Below are 13,116 nucleotides of genomic sequence, written 5' to 3'. Positions count from 1 at the left end.
TTTTTTTGCGCTCAACTTTTTATTGAAAACTATCACCGGAGATTTTCATGTTCGCCAATATTTTGCATCTGATTGTTTATAGCTTGATGTCGCTGTTTCTGGTGATTGTGATTTTGCGTTTTTTACTGCAATTGGTGCGCGCCGATTTTTATAATCCCGTTTCGCAAGCGATTGTCAAAATCACCATGCCGCTGTTAAAACCGCTGCGCAAATTTATTCCCAGTGTGTTGGGGATTGATACGGCCTCTGTGGTGTTAATTATCCTGGTGCAATTGTTGGCTACGGCAATTCTGTCCACCATTATGGGCGCTCCGGGGCTGATCCTGAATCCGCTGCCACTGATCCTGTGGGGCATCATCGGCGCGCTCACTATTATTTCCAGCATATTTTTCTGGTGCATGATCATCAGCATTATTGGCAGTTTTGTCGCGCCTATGAGCCATCACCCACTGCTCACCCTCGCCAATCAAATTATCGATCCACTTGCGGCGCCCATCCGTAAAGTGATTCCGCCACTGGGCGGGGTGCTGGATATATCGCCGATTATTATTTTATTGGGGTTAAAAATTGTGGATATGTTAATTGCGCGACTCGCCAATCTTGTCGGCGTATACCCGCAATTGGTGCTGGGTTATTGGTAATACCGGAGTGCCCATGTACGCCGTAATTTTCCACGCTGAAATCGCCCAGCTCGACGACGAGTATTTTGCAACTGCCAAACAGATGCGCGAGTTGGCGATGACACATTACGGCTGCGTCAATTTTGTCGCGACTACCGAAGGGAGTCGTGAAATAGCGATTTCCTATTGGCCGAGCCTCGACCATATCAAGCTTTGGAAACAAAATTCCGACCACCTGCGGGCGCAGCAACAGGGAAAGTCGCGCTGGTATAAATCCTACAAAGTGGAAGTGGTTGAGCTGTTACGAACCTACGAGTCAACTTTCTCCCATTAATGTCTATCCGAGTCTTTTTCTAGACTAATCTCCTCTTACCGGTTGGCTAATTTGGCAACCAGTAAAGTTTTATCTGAAATCTGAATCCAAAACCCGTCATCGCCCGTATAGCACTCGAATCGGCCCAATTCTGTCGGAGCGCAGGGGCTGCAAAAGCAACCATAACAACGAGAATTCCTATGGATCCGAATCACGATTTTCTCCATCTGCTCAGCGCCACCGCGCAGGGCGACCGGTTAGCATTTGCCGATTTGTATCGCCAGACGGCGGGCAAGCTCTACGCGATCAGCCTGCAAATGTTGCGGCGCCGCGATTTGGCGGAAGAGGCCGTGCAAGAAGCGTTTGTGCGTATCTGGCACAACGCTGGTGATTACCAACATGAGAAGGGCACTGTGCTTACCTGGATGATAAGTATCGTCCGCTATCGGGCACTCGATATGCTGCGTGCAACCAAGAGCCGCCGAGAAACGGGCGACGAGGGTTTGGAAGAGGCGCTCGATGAGCAGTCCCCGGAACAGGAATTGTATGAACAGCGCGACCGCGTGCGCATCGACCGCTGTATGGACCGGCTTGATGAGGGACAGCGCCAGGCAATAGAAATGGCCTATTTTCGCGGCCTAACGCATATGGAAGTGTGCGATCAGATGGAAACACCCTTGGGTACCATCAAAACCTGGATTCGCCGTGGTCTGGAACGTTTAAAGAGGTGTCTTGAATCATGAATTATTTAACCGAAGAGCGCCAAAACGCACTGTCTTCCGAATACGTATTGGGCAGTTTGCATGGCCCCGCACGGATCCGTTTCCAGCGGCTGTTGATGCAGCACAACAGTATGCGCCATACCCTCTGGCGCTGGGAAAGCCGCCTGAACGAGTTAGGCACAGCGCTGCCAGATGTTCAGCCAGCGCCGGAAGTCTGGGAGCGAATCCAAGCCCGGTTAGGTTTCACCACAGTGCCACCCGTTACATCATCTAACGTGGTGAGCTTGCCGCAGCGCAAACCGCGCGCTCTGCAATGGCTCGCCGGATTGTCAGCTGCCGCCGCGATCCTGATGGCAGTACTGCTCGTCAATCTGCAACCGGTCGAACCCTTGTTGCCCGGTCAAATTGCCGTGGTACAAAGCGAAAAAGCCCAGGCGCTTTGGCTGATCGAATTGCGTGAAGATCAACTGCTGGTTACCGCCACCGACAAATTTAAAGCACTGGATAATCAGGACTACGAATTGTGGATGGTTGCCGCCGATGGTCGCCCACCGATCTCGCTGGGTCTGTTACCCAAACAAGGCAAGCTGAGTTTGCCACGCTCGGTGTTGTTTGATCAGGTGCAAGTGGCGGCCCTCGCGGTGAGTCTGGAACCGCTGGGCGGATCGCCCACTGGCCAACCGACAACCGTGTTGTACACGGCGGAATTGGTGGCGATGTAAGTGTTTTTGCAGGGATAAAAAGTTAGACTCTTGATCTGTCCTGTCAGTGATCTTGCATCATCAACCGGACAGTATCTCGATAAGCTAACAACAATTTACAGGATGTTAAGAGATGAAGATCTTACCGACAGAATTTGATGGAAAACCTATTCGTCGCGTTTACGACGAAGCAACCGAAACCTGGTGGTTCTCGGTGATTGATGTGGTGCAGGTGTTGACCCAACAGGTCGATTACCAAGCCGCGCGTAAATATTGGAACAAACTCAAAGAGCGATTGGTGACGGAAGGCAGTCAACTGGTGACAGATTGTCACCAGTTGAAAATGCCCGCCGCCGACGGCAAGCAGCGTTTAACGGACGCAGCAACCGCACAGACTCTCTTACGTCTTGTGCAATCCGTGCCTAGCCCTAAAGCTGAACCTATCAAACTCTGGTTGGCCAAGGTCGGCTATGAGCGTATGCAAGAAATGTCGGATCCAAGCCTTTCGCTGAATCGCGCCCGTGAAACCTGGCAGCAGCAGGGACGCAGCGAAAAGTGGATTCAACAGCGTATGACAGGACAGGAGACACGCAATAAACTCACAGATTATTGGGCGACTCATGGCATCAGCAAAGGCGATGAATTTGCCATCTTGACAAATATCATTCACCGCGAGTGGGCTGATGTCAGTGTCAAAGAGCATAAGTCGTTAAAAGGTCTTGAGAGCCAAAACCTACGCGACCATATGAGCGAAGCTGAATTGATTTTTACCGCGTTGGCGGAACTATCTACCCGTCAAATTGCAGAAGCAGAAGACGCCACCGGCATGGATGAAAACAAAGCCGCTGCGACCCAGGGTGGTGGTATTGCCAAACAGGCGCGCACTTCGCTGGAGCAGAAGACTGGCAAATCAGTTATTACCGGGGCAAATTTTTTACCTCCTACAACGAAAGTAATCAAAGCCAAAAAAAAGTAGTTTGCTTATTTGTTTGCCCCTCACGCTCCTCCTAACCCCCGCACTGTGCGGGGTTTTTTATGCCTGTAAAAAACTATTTTCACGTAATTGAAAAATAATCATAAAAAGTTGAATCCAAAACCCAGGTTGAGCCGTTTGGTGTTGTGTTAGTCACATAAACCCAAGGAGTCAACGATGAAACATAATTACTTATCGGCCGTTATCGGCACCCTCTGCGCGAGCTTGCTCGCCACTGGCAGTTTTGCATCCAGCCACCGCGAAGCCCCGAATATCACCCGTTCACCCGCTTTGGATTCCACCGATTTTTATGCATTTAACAGTTACGAATCCGGTCGCGCTGATTTTGTTACTTTGATCGCCAACTATATTCCGCTGCAAGATGCTTACGGCGGGCCCAACTATTTTGCGATGGACCCACACGCGGTTTACAGCATCCACGTGGATAACACCGGCGACGCAGTAGAAGACCTCACCTTTGAGTTTCGTTTTAGCCAGGCGCTGGCCGGTGGCGAAGGCGTGAAGCTCACCGTTGGGCCGGAGGGCAACAGTCGTTCAGTTGCGGTGCCGTTAAAAAATGTGGGTGGTGTTACTGCGACTGATATGTCCGCTGTCAATTTCAGTGAAAGTTACAGCATTAAACTGCGCAGCGGTGATCGTAAAACCAGTACGCGTACCGATGTAGCAATGGCATCGGGTATGGGTACAACGTTTAAAAAACCGCTCGATTATATCGGCAATAAAACTTTCACTTCGCCTGCAGTTTACGCAACTTACGCCAACAGTTTTATTTACGAAATTGCGATTCCCGGCTGTAGCACCAACGGCAAAGTGTTTGTCGGCCAGCGTAAAGATCCCTTCGTCGTTAACCTCGGTAAAACATTTGACCTGGTAAATTATGTTCCAGTCGAAGGTGATAGTGCACCGGGTGCTGGTGACGGCGGTGGCTTCCCCGGCGGCATCACCCAGTCATCGATGAATGACGATTTGCTCGATAAAAATGTCACCGCAATTTCGCTCGAAATTCCCAAAAGTTGTTTGGTGGGCAGTGGCAATGGTGTGATCGGAACCTGGACTACCGCGAGCTTGCCGCAGGCGCGCATTTTAAATCCGCAGGCATCATTCAATAAAACGGAGGTAAATGGTGGTGCACTTACACAAGTGTCGCGCCTGGGTAATCCACTGGTGAATGAATTAGTGATCGGCTTAAAAGACAAAGATCGCTTCTCCGTCGCCGAACCCAAAAATGATGGCCAGTTTGCCGATTACGTAACCCATCCATCGCTGCCGGAATTATTAAATATTTTATTTAAAGATGCAGTGAACACCACGCTCGGTGCAAATCTTCCCACACTGGCACCAACCAATTTCCCGCGCATGGATTTGGTGACTGCTTTCTTAACCGGCTTCCCCGGCGTTAACCAATTAAAAACCGTTACACCGTCTGAAATGCTGCGCTTGAACACTGGCATTGCCGCAACAGCACAAATGCAACAGTCCGCATTCGGTGTTGCCGGAAATGATCTCGCCGGTTTCCCGAATGGCCGTCGCCCCGGTGATGACGTGGTGGATATCGCCTTGCGCGTGGTGATGGGCCGTTTGTGTTATCCAATTCCTGTTGGTGGTGTGGATACCGATTTGGGTTTGTGTAAACCCGCCGATGCCAACGTGGGTAATGTTCCATTTACCGATGGTGCACCGCTCAACGCCAGCATGATGAAAAACATGTTCCCCTATTTGGCCGATCCATTGGCCGGTTCAAATTAAGGAGATGGAAATGAAATTTTTATTTCTTGCACTTCCCGTCAGCATCGCGGTGTTACTCAGTGCGTGCGGTGGCGATAATAAAAAAAAGCCACCCAAAGTTAATACGCCACCCACAGCAATGAGTACCAGTATCAGCACCCAGGCGGATACACCCGTGACCGGCAAATTAATGGGCAGCGATATGGATAAAGATGCCCTGAGTTTTGCAGTGTCATCGCAACCGGCACAGGGCACGCTGGCATTGCAAAGTGACGGTTCATTTACCTATCTACCTAATGCTGATGTGACAGGAATGGATCAATTTACCTTTAGCGTTTCTGATGGCAAAAGCACATCCATGACTGCGATGGTCAACATCACTATCGATCTGCTCGCAGTCAATATGGGTGAGTACACACGCAAGGCCTACAACCAAATGGAAAGTGATACACCGCTATCGCTCAACACCCGTGCGGTTACTCAGGATGTCACCGACGAAGCGGCCTTTGATGATTTGCTAGCGCAATAAAAGAGAAAAATTGTCGATTAATGCCCGCAATGGATGGCGGGTTTTTTCAAATATCAAACATCTATAAAAATCGACTTTAGCGTTAAACGTGAAATTTATTGAATAGCTGAATTTGCAGCGGGTAATAACAATGAACAGATTTTTACCGATAGTATTTCTGTGGGGTATTAGCTGCGGCGGAATTATCTTTGGCAGATACGCATACGCCGAAGCCTACACTCCCACCGAGCCTGATCAGATTATTGCGCAGTGGAATACAACTCCCTCTGAGACTTTGCGGGTATTGCAAATTCAGCAGCGCTTGCAACCTGAAGATTCAAATCGTGTTGTGCAACTGGCAAACGAGTATTTAGAGCAGGCGGCACAACCCGGTCAATCGCGCCTATATGGCGTAGCAGAAGCATTGTTGAAACCGCTGATTGAAAACAATACCAATGACTTATCGGTGTTGCTTGCTTGGGCACAGGTGCAACAACATCAACATCGATTTACGCTTGCGCAAGAAGTCCTGCAAAAAATTCTTCTACAACAGCCTGACAATAACACTGCCAATTTGCTCAATGCTCGTTTGCATTTAATCCAGGGCAACACCACTGCTGCACAAACAGCCTGCATGCGCCTATTAGGTCACACGGATTTATTGACGCTCAGCGCGTGCTCGCTGGAAGCGCGCAGCACTCTCGGTGATAAAGAATTAAGCGAAAGTTACGCGCAACTGCAACAAATAGTCAGTACGCAAGGTTTGCCTGATGATGAGCGTCAAATCTGGATACTACAGATACTCGCTGACATGGCGGTGCGTCTACAACAACCACAAGCAGCGCTCGATTTTTTAAACCAAATCAAATCCAAAAATTCACTTAGTGTGTGGGTGCAATGGGCCGATACGAATCTCGCTCTGCAAAATAATCAAATTGTCATTGATGCATTAACACCCTTGGTCAGCACCAGTTCGCAAGCGGATGATTCGCTACTGGTGCGCCTTGCGATTGCTGAGAAAAAAATCGCACCTGCCACTCACTGGCAAACACAAGTGCGTGAGCGTATCGCACTACGTGAACAGCGGGATGATCAAGCGCATGCTGCCGATTTGGCCATTTATTATTTGGATATTGCGCCTGACGCGAATAAAGCCTTGCACTGGGCCGAACGCAATTGGCAGCAAGCGCGCGAAGCGAGCGATAAACATTTACTTATACGTGCCCAGCAAGCTGCGGGTGTAGCTGCCGTCACTGAAAAGGCGGGAGCATAAAGATGCGTATACTCAAGTTGATCATTTTTATCCAACTAATTATTTTTTCTGCGTTCTTATCTGCGCACCAACTCAGTACGGCTTACGCCAATCTGCAAATCAACGATCAGGGTTTAATCACCGGGGAATGGCAAGTACGGCTTTATGATCTTGAGCAGGCCATAGGTGTGGATAGCGATGGCGATGGAAAATTGCGCTGGAAAGAGTTACAAGCGCGCGCCGACAGCGTGCATCAATATCTTGCCAGTCAGCTATCGATTCACCGCGCTGATAGCACCTGCACATTGTTATTAAGTGATGAGTGGAAAATCGATTCCCATTTTAGTGAATCCTATCTGTTGATACCGCTGCGTGCCCAATGCGCTTTGACCGGTACTATTCGTGTTAATTACAGCGCATTTTTTAAAGAAGATGCTGAACATAAATTATTGCTGAATCTACGCAGCGATTCTGCCACCAGCAGCCGCGTACTCAGCGACACCCAGCGCAACATTGATTGGGATGCCGCTAGCGGTAATATCTGGAAAACACTGGGCGAATTTATTTATCAGGGCATGGTGCATATCTGGATTGGTATCGACCATATTTTATTTTTGCTATCGCTCCTGCTCACTTGTGTGTTGGTTCGGCGCGGCAACCAATGGTTTGCACAAGCGAGCATAAAACGCATCCTGATCAACACCACCTGGATAGTCACGGCATTTACGCTCGCCCATTCCATCACGCTTAGCGCGACCGCGTTAGGTTTAATTCAGTTCTCCAGCCAATGGGTAGAAGTGGGCATTGCCATCTCGGTAGTACTGGTTGCGCTCAACAATATTTATCCACTGGTTACGCGGTTGGGTTGGCTCACCTTTGGATTCGGTTTGCTGCACGGCATGGGCTTCGCCGGAGTATTGGGTGAATTGGGGTTACCAGCAGATCAACAACTGCTCACGGTGTTGGCATTTAATCTCGGTGTGGAGATCGGACAAATGGCAATCGTCTTGCTGTTATTACCGCTATTTATTTTTGTGCGCAACCAAATTTGGTATGCACGTTATGCCCTTACGGGTACATCGATAGTGATTGCATTAGTGGCGTTGCAATGGGTAGTTGATCGTTGGATTGGTTAAGGACATTATGATGCGTATTAACAATAGTTTGGCCGGTTATTATTTTGCTTTAAGTGTTACGCCTTTGGTAGTGAATGGTTCGGCAAATGCAGCCCAGAACAACACTGAAATGTTGTTGGTAGAAAATGTGGTTGTTTATGGCTACCGCACTGATTTATTGGGTACCAGTATTGCCGCCGCAGAAGGCGTGGTCGGCAGCGCCGAAATTGCCGCACGGCCGGTATCGCGCACCGGTGAAATTCTGGAATTTGTACCCGGCATGGTGGTTACCCAACACAGTGGTTCAGGCAAAGCCAATCAATATTTTTTACGCGGTTTTAATCTGGATCACGGCACCGACTTTGCCACTTCAGTTGATGCCATGCCAATTAATATGCGCAGCCATGGACATGGGCAAGGCTATACGGATTTAAATTTTATTATTCCTGAATTGATTCAGGATATTCAGTATCGCAAAGGTCCTTACTACGCTGAAGTGGGCGATTTTTCCGGCGCTGGTGCCGCACAGTTTTCACTGAAAAATTCACTCGATAAAAGCGAAGTGAATCTCACCGCAGGTGATTTCGAGTACCGGCGTTTATACACCGCGACGCAACTTGAACTGGATTCAGGGCGTTTGCTATTTGGCGTAGAAGCGCAGCGCTACGCAGGCCCCTGGACAGATATTGATGAAGACGTACACAAAACCAATCTGCTAGTGCGTTATACATCGCAAATTGGTAGCGGTGAATTTTCGTTGACGGCGATGGGCTACCGCAATCGCTGGAATGCGGCTGATCAAATTCCCCTGCGCGCGGTTGGGCAAAATATTATCGATCCTTTAGGTTCACTGGATACTGATGTAGGCGGCGATTCCAATCGCTACAGTCTGTCAACGCAATGGGTGAATCCGAATTGGTCAATGAGCGCGTATGTTGTCGATTCAGATTTAAATCTATTTTCCAATTTCACCTATTTTTTGGATGACCCGATCAATGGCGATGAATTTGAACAAGTGGATGATCGGCAATTGTTCGGAGGAGAAGTCGTACGCAATTGGCAAATAGATGTTGCTGGAAAATCGGTAACACAGAAACTCGGCATTCAAATTCGGCACGATGCCATTGATGAAGTAGGTTTATTCAAAACCCGCTCGCGCAATCGGTTGTCAACTACCCGTGTTGATGCGATTGATGAAACCTCACTGGCGCTTTTTGCCCAGAGCGACATTCAGTTAACTGAAAAGATGCGCATGCATCTGGGCTTGCGCCATGATTATTTGCAAGTGGATGTAAGCAGCGACCGCGCCGAAAATTCTGGTGATGCATCTGATGGCATCACCAATGTAAAAGCGGGCGTGAGTTACAGTGTTAGCGATAATTTTGAAACCTATTTTAATCTTGGTCAGGGTTTTCATTCCAATGATGCGCGCGGTGCAACTATTGTTATTGATCCGGTCTCCGGTGAGTTGAGCGAACCGGTGGATTTATTATCGCGCTCGCAAGGTGCTGAAATCGGCGCAAAATTATTTGATAACCAGCGCTACAGCATTTCCACATCGCTGTGGTATTTAGCGCTGGATTCAGAATTATTATTTGTGGGCGATGCGGGCAATACTGAGGCAAGCCGCGCATCGCAACGTTCCGGAATTGAAATCGCCAGTTACTTCTGGTTTGCCGGAGGTTGGAGCATCGATTCGGAACTGGCCTGGACGCGTTCGCGCTTCACCGATAATCAGTTGGACGAAGGCAAATATGTGGATGGCTCCCTGCCGTTTGTCGCAAGTGCGGGGATTAGTTACTCACCGGCGCAAACCGGTTTCCACGGCGCTTTGCGCTACCGGCATTTTGCCGCGCGGGTGCTGGATAGTTTTGCGCAGCAGGAGGCAGGGGCGACTAGCCTGGTGAATCTCGGCTTGGGGTATCGCTGGGCGCAATGGTCGGTGGGGCTCGACATCCTCAACCTATTCGATAGCGCCGATCACGATATCGATTACTTTTACCCGTCCCGGCTCCCCTCCGAGGCAGATGAAGGCGTTGAAGATTTGCACTTCCATCCGGTTGAACCGCGCAGCCTGCGTATCCGACTACAAGCCTCTTTCTAACAATCGCCCCATTTCTTTTACCAGAGTAGATACCACCCGGCGAGCAAGTTGGCATTCCGGTGTGGTATCGGTTGGCGTCAAATGTTTCACAAAGTAGCAATCCCCTGCCTTTTAGCCCGCTGAAGTGACCACTCACTGCTCAAGATCTAGCCACTGGCGTGCTTTTCCGCTTTAATGACCGAACAACAATAATTAATTAGCCATCGGCTGGTTATCGCGGTCAGTTATTAAACAATGCACATAACGCCAGATTCGCTATTTTGAGAGTATTGCTATGGACATAAGATCCCTGCACCGCCAAATGACGCATTACAACCGCTGGAAACGCCAGCTGGATGAACGTTTGCAGCGTTTTGAGCAGTGGAGCCAACAGCACGATATGTCCGGCGCGAATATGGGCAAGACCTTGCAGCGGGCACGCCAGTTATTGCGCGGCGAAAGTTTTACCATCGCCTGTGTAGGCGAGTTCTCGCGCGGTAAAACCGAATTAATTAACGCTCTTTTATACACCGGCGGTGGCCGCCGTTTGCTGCCATCGCAACCGGGGCGCACGACTATGTGCCCTACCGAAATCTTTTGGGACGCCCACCAACCCACCAATTGTGTGCGCCTCCTGCCGATCGAAACTCGCCGCACCAATACCAGCCTGCAAAGCTTCAAACGCATCCCGCAAAATTGGGTGGCGATTCATTTTGATGCGCAAGATCACGAGCAGACCCGCGCGGCGATCAATCAAGTTTCAGCCAGTAAACAAGTCAGTGTGGCCGATGCGCTTAAATTGGGTTTTGCACAGGATGAGTTGGGCGAGCGCGACGAGAACGGCATGGTTACTGTGCCCGCCTGGCGCCATGCGCTGATCAGTCTGGATCATCCACTGCTGCGCCAGGGCTTGCGTATTGTGGATACGCCCGGCTTGAACGCGCTGGGCAACGAACCGGAACTCACCTTAAAAACCCTGCCCGATGCCCAGGCGATTTTGTTTTTGCTCGGCGCCGATGCCGGCGTTACCGCGAGCGATATGGAGATCTGGCGCGAACATATCCAGGTATTGCGCGATAACAACTGCACCGCGGTGATCGCCCTGCTCAATAAAATCGACAGCCTCTGGGATGACCTCACCCCGGCGCAAGAAATCGAAGCAAACGTCAACCAATTGCGCCAGCTCACCGCGCGCCAATTAAATTTGTCGCCCGAGCATGTGGTGGCGCTGTCCGCCAAACAGGGTTTACTCGGCAAAGTCGGGCGCAACCAGGCGCAATTGGCGCGCAGTAATTTTCCGCAATTGGAGCGCATGTTGGCCGAATGCGTGATGCGCAACCAGCAGCAGATTATTGGCCATCGGTTAATTGGCGACAGCTATGCGATGGTGATCAACGCGCGCAACAGTTTGCAGCGCCGCCTCACAGACTGTGAAAAAGAATTGGAAGAATTGCGCACAGTTGCACCGGAAGCGGCGGGCGAAAAATTGACTGAGCTGCGCGATACTATTCGCCGCACCCATCACGAATACCACAAGCAGGCGCTGTCATTGCGCACCAGCCAGCGCTTATTGGAATCGCAAAAATTATCGCTGCTGGGGCCCATCAGCAGCGGCCTGCTGGAGCAGCAAATCGCGGAAGCCCATGCGAATCTGGCGCAGAGTTGGACTACAGTGGGATTGGCGCGCGCGATCGGCAAATTTTTTGATGATGTAGACAGCAACCTGCGCCATCTTGAACGTGAAATCGAGCGCTGCAACCGCGTGCTCACCTCGATTTACGAGCGGCCTGAACAGACAGTGACGGGCGACGATTTGATCATGCGTCACCTGTTGAAAATCCAGAAGCAGCGCCGCCAATTGCGCCAGTTGCATACCCGCGCCGATGATTTCCGTAAATCCCTGAGCGCAGTATTCACCCATAAAGGTGCTTTGATTAGCCGCTTTATCAACACCTTGGTGCAGGAGGTGCGCGCGGTTTATGTCGATTTAAACCAGCATATCCATCACTGGATGCAAGAGGCATTGGCGCCGCTGTTTCATCACAACCAATACCAGAAACAATTGCTTGAGCACCACATGCTGCGCCTCACGCAATTGCAAACCCAGCGCAACAGCCACAGCGAACAACTGGAAGTGCTGCAGACCAATATTTACCAATTGCAGACCGCGCTGGGCAATATTGAACCGCTCTATAAAGAATTGCTGACGACGCCACTGGAGCCGGAATTGATGGCGGATGTAGAGCAGAAAGAGTCGATAACAGCGGGAGCGCAAGTGGTATCGATTAAGCAGGGGCGACAATCACTGCGCGGTAATTAAACCGCGCGGTGTGAGTGTGCTAATTAACGCTCTTCCGGAGCCAAACGGCGCGCTTCGTATTCCAGCATTACGGGGATACCATCGCGGATCGGGTAAGCGAGGCCACTGGTTTTACACACTAATTCTTGTTGTTCAGGGCGATAATCCAGCGCGGCTTTGCTGACCGGGCAAACTAAAATCGCGAGTAGTTTTTGGCTGAGCATGTTTTTACCTCTAACAAAAGAAAATCTACCTGGTTTTTATCGCGCTTACTTCCCTGTAAGCGTTAGTCGTCAATTATTTAAGTTGTACCGCATCACCCAATAAGGCTACGCCGACCATGATATTTCCTGCACCGCAGCGGAAAGTTTCGGTGCTGCTGTTGGTAACATTGCGATAGTTGGAGCGGATATTCACTACCGCATTGGCACCTTCGCGTTGCGCGCGATCACGCAGGGATTTCATCGCCGACAAAAATGCCCATTCGCATGCCTCGCGGTCAGATTTACCCACCCCATTGGTTTTTTTGTTAGTGCCAAACTCACCAAATTTTTTCACCACAGCGCCGTGACTTTGCTCGCCAAAATAAAACTTGATGTCGCTGCCGAGAATATTCTTGGCCTGTTCAGTAGCAAGTGCATCGGCGATTGAAAACTCTTTGACGTCGTCGCGTGCCAGAGCACCGGCGGCGCAGCTGCTGATAGCGATAATAGTGATGCAGCGGGTAATGAAATTCATACTTGGCTCCTTGATTAGTAAGTATGCAGAACAGGTTGGTTTACGC

13 protein-coding genes are annotated in these 13,116 nt (G+C 50.1%); 11 read left to right on the top strand and 2 right to left on the bottom strand.

Annotation, left to right across the window (positions count from 1 at the left end; genetic code table 11):
• Positions 1 to 47 precede the first annotated feature (47 nt).
• From J2X05_RS04025 to J2X05_RS03975, 11 genes are all read left to right on the top strand, one after another.
• Complete coding sequence (locus tag J2X05_RS04025; RefSeq protein ID WP_310068953.1) at positions 48 to 641, top strand: YggT family protein; 594 nt, start codon at positions 48 to 50, stop codon at positions 639 to 641.
• A gap of 13 nt (positions 642 to 654) precedes the next feature.
• Positions 655 to 954 carry an antibiotic biosynthesis monooxygenase family protein gene (locus tag J2X05_RS04020; RefSeq protein WP_310068950.1) on the top strand — a complete coding sequence of 100 codons (300 nt, stop codon included), beginning with the start codon at positions 655 to 657 and terminating at the stop codon, positions 952 to 954.
• A gap of 179 nt (positions 955 to 1,133) precedes the next feature.
• Entirely contained in the window at positions 1,134 to 1,676 is a 543-nt protein-coding gene (locus tag J2X05_RS04015) for a sigma-70 family RNA polymerase sigma factor (protein ID WP_310068948.1), read from the top strand.
• The gene (locus J2X05_RS04010; RefSeq protein ID WP_310068943.1) at positions 1,673 to 2,377 is read left to right on the top strand and encodes an anti-sigma factor; all 705 of its coding nucleotides are present in this window, start codon (positions 1,673 to 1,675) and stop codon (positions 2,375 to 2,377) included. Before J2X05_RS04015 ends, J2X05_RS04010 begins: the two co-directional genes overlap by 4 nt.
• Positions 2,378 to 2,489: 112 nt before the next feature.
• Entirely contained in the window at positions 2,490 to 3,332 is an 843-nt protein-coding gene (locus J2X05_RS04005) for a BRO family protein (RefSeq protein ID WP_310068940.1), read from the top strand.
• 174 nt (positions 3,333 to 3,506) lie between these two features.
• Complete coding sequence (locus tag J2X05_RS04000) at positions 3,507 to 5,096, top strand: DUF4331 domain-containing protein (RefSeq protein WP_310068937.1); 1,590 nt, start codon at positions 3,507 to 3,509, stop codon at positions 5,094 to 5,096.
• A 10-nt stretch (positions 5,097 to 5,106) separates the two neighbouring features.
• The gene (locus J2X05_RS03995) at positions 5,107 to 5,604 is read left to right on the top strand and encodes an Ig-like domain-containing protein (protein ID WP_310068934.1); all 498 of its coding nucleotides are present in this window, start codon (positions 5,107 to 5,109) and stop codon (positions 5,602 to 5,604) included.
• A 130-nt stretch (positions 5,605 to 5,734) separates the two neighbouring features.
• Positions 5,735 to 6,856, top strand: coding sequence for a tetratricopeptide repeat protein (locus tag J2X05_RS03990; protein ID WP_310068932.1), 1,122 nt, complete (start codon positions 5,735 to 5,737; stop codon positions 6,854 to 6,856).
• A gap of 2 nt (positions 6,857 to 6,858) precedes the next feature.
• Positions 6,859 to 7,971 (top strand): HupE/UreJ family protein, encoded by a 1,113-nt coding sequence (locus tag J2X05_RS03985; protein WP_310068930.1) that lies wholly within the window; start codon positions 6,859 to 6,861, stop codon positions 7,969 to 7,971.
• 7 nt (positions 7,972 to 7,978) lie between these two features.
• Complete coding sequence (locus J2X05_RS03980; RefSeq protein ID WP_310068927.1) at positions 7,979 to 10,054, top strand: TonB-dependent receptor; 2,076 nt, start codon at positions 7,979 to 7,981, stop codon at positions 10,052 to 10,054.
• 274 nt (positions 10,055 to 10,328) lie between these two features.
• Complete coding sequence (locus J2X05_RS03975) at positions 10,329 to 12,353, top strand: dynamin-like GTPase family protein (RefSeq protein ID WP_310068925.1); 2,025 nt, start codon at positions 10,329 to 10,331, stop codon at positions 12,351 to 12,353.
• A 23-nt stretch (positions 12,354 to 12,376) separates the two neighbouring features.
• Here the strand turns inward: J2X05_RS03975 and J2X05_RS03970 are convergent, their stop codons facing one another.
• Both J2X05_RS03970 and J2X05_RS03965 read right to left on the bottom strand, forming a co-directional pair.
• On the bottom strand, positions 12,377 to 12,556 hold the full coding sequence (locus tag J2X05_RS03970; protein ID WP_310068921.1) for a Trm112 family protein: 180 nt from the start codon (positions 12,554 to 12,556) through the stop codon (positions 12,377 to 12,379).
• A 73-nt stretch (positions 12,557 to 12,629) separates the two neighbouring features.
• The gene (locus J2X05_RS03965) at positions 12,630 to 13,070 is read right to left on the bottom strand and encodes a heavy metal-binding domain-containing protein (RefSeq protein ID WP_310068919.1); all 441 of its coding nucleotides are present in this window, start codon (positions 13,068 to 13,070) and stop codon (positions 12,630 to 12,632) included.
• Positions 13,071 to 13,116: the final 46 nt, after the last annotated feature.

The sequence above is a fragment of the Cellvibrio fibrivorans genome, assembly GCF_031457055.1.
Taxonomy (GTDB): Bacteria; Pseudomonadota; Gammaproteobacteria; order Pseudomonadales; family Cellvibrionaceae; genus Cellvibrio; species Cellvibrio fibrivorans.
The sequence above is the reverse complement of the archived record's forward strand: the minus strand, read 5'-3'. Positions and strand labels throughout refer to the sequence as shown.

Coding starts and splice junctions, on each gene's coding strand:
- J2X05_RS04025 (WP_310068953.1), top strand. CDS start 48: ATGTTCGCCAATATTTTGCATCTGATTGTTTATAGCTTGATGTCGCTG.
- J2X05_RS04020 (WP_310068950.1), top strand. CDS start 655: ATGTACGCCGTAATTTTCCACGCTGAAATCGCCCAGCTCGACGACGAG.
- J2X05_RS04015 (WP_310068948.1), top strand. CDS start 1,134: ATGGATCCGAATCACGATTTTCTCCATCTGCTCAGCGCCACCGCGCAG.
- J2X05_RS04010 (WP_310068943.1), top strand. CDS start 1,673: ATGAATTATTTAACCGAAGAGCGCCAAAACGCACTGTCTTCCGAATAC.
- J2X05_RS04005 (WP_310068940.1), top strand. CDS start 2,490: ATGAAGATCTTACCGACAGAATTTGATGGAAAACCTATTCGTCGCGTT.
- J2X05_RS04000 (WP_310068937.1), top strand. CDS start 3,507: ATGAAACATAATTACTTATCGGCCGTTATCGGCACCCTCTGCGCGAGC.
- J2X05_RS03995 (WP_310068934.1), top strand. CDS start 5,107: ATGAAATTTTTATTTCTTGCACTTCCCGTCAGCATCGCGGTGTTACTC.
- J2X05_RS03990 (WP_310068932.1), top strand. CDS start 5,735: ATGAACAGATTTTTACCGATAGTATTTCTGTGGGGTATTAGCTGCGGC.
- J2X05_RS03985 (WP_310068930.1), top strand. CDS start 6,859: ATGCGTATACTCAAGTTGATCATTTTTATCCAACTAATTATTTTTTCT.
- J2X05_RS03980 (WP_310068927.1), top strand. CDS start 7,979: ATGATGCGTATTAACAATAGTTTGGCCGGTTATTATTTTGCTTTAAGT.
- J2X05_RS03975 (WP_310068925.1), top strand. CDS start 10,329: ATGGACATAAGATCCCTGCACCGCCAAATGACGCATTACAACCGCTGG.
- J2X05_RS03970 (WP_310068921.1), bottom strand. CDS start 12,556: ATGCTCAGCCAAAAACTACTCGCGATTTTAGTTTGCCCGGTCAGCAAA.
- J2X05_RS03965 (WP_310068919.1), bottom strand. CDS start 13,070: ATGAATTTCATTACCCGCTGCATCACTATTATCGCTATCAGCAGCTGC.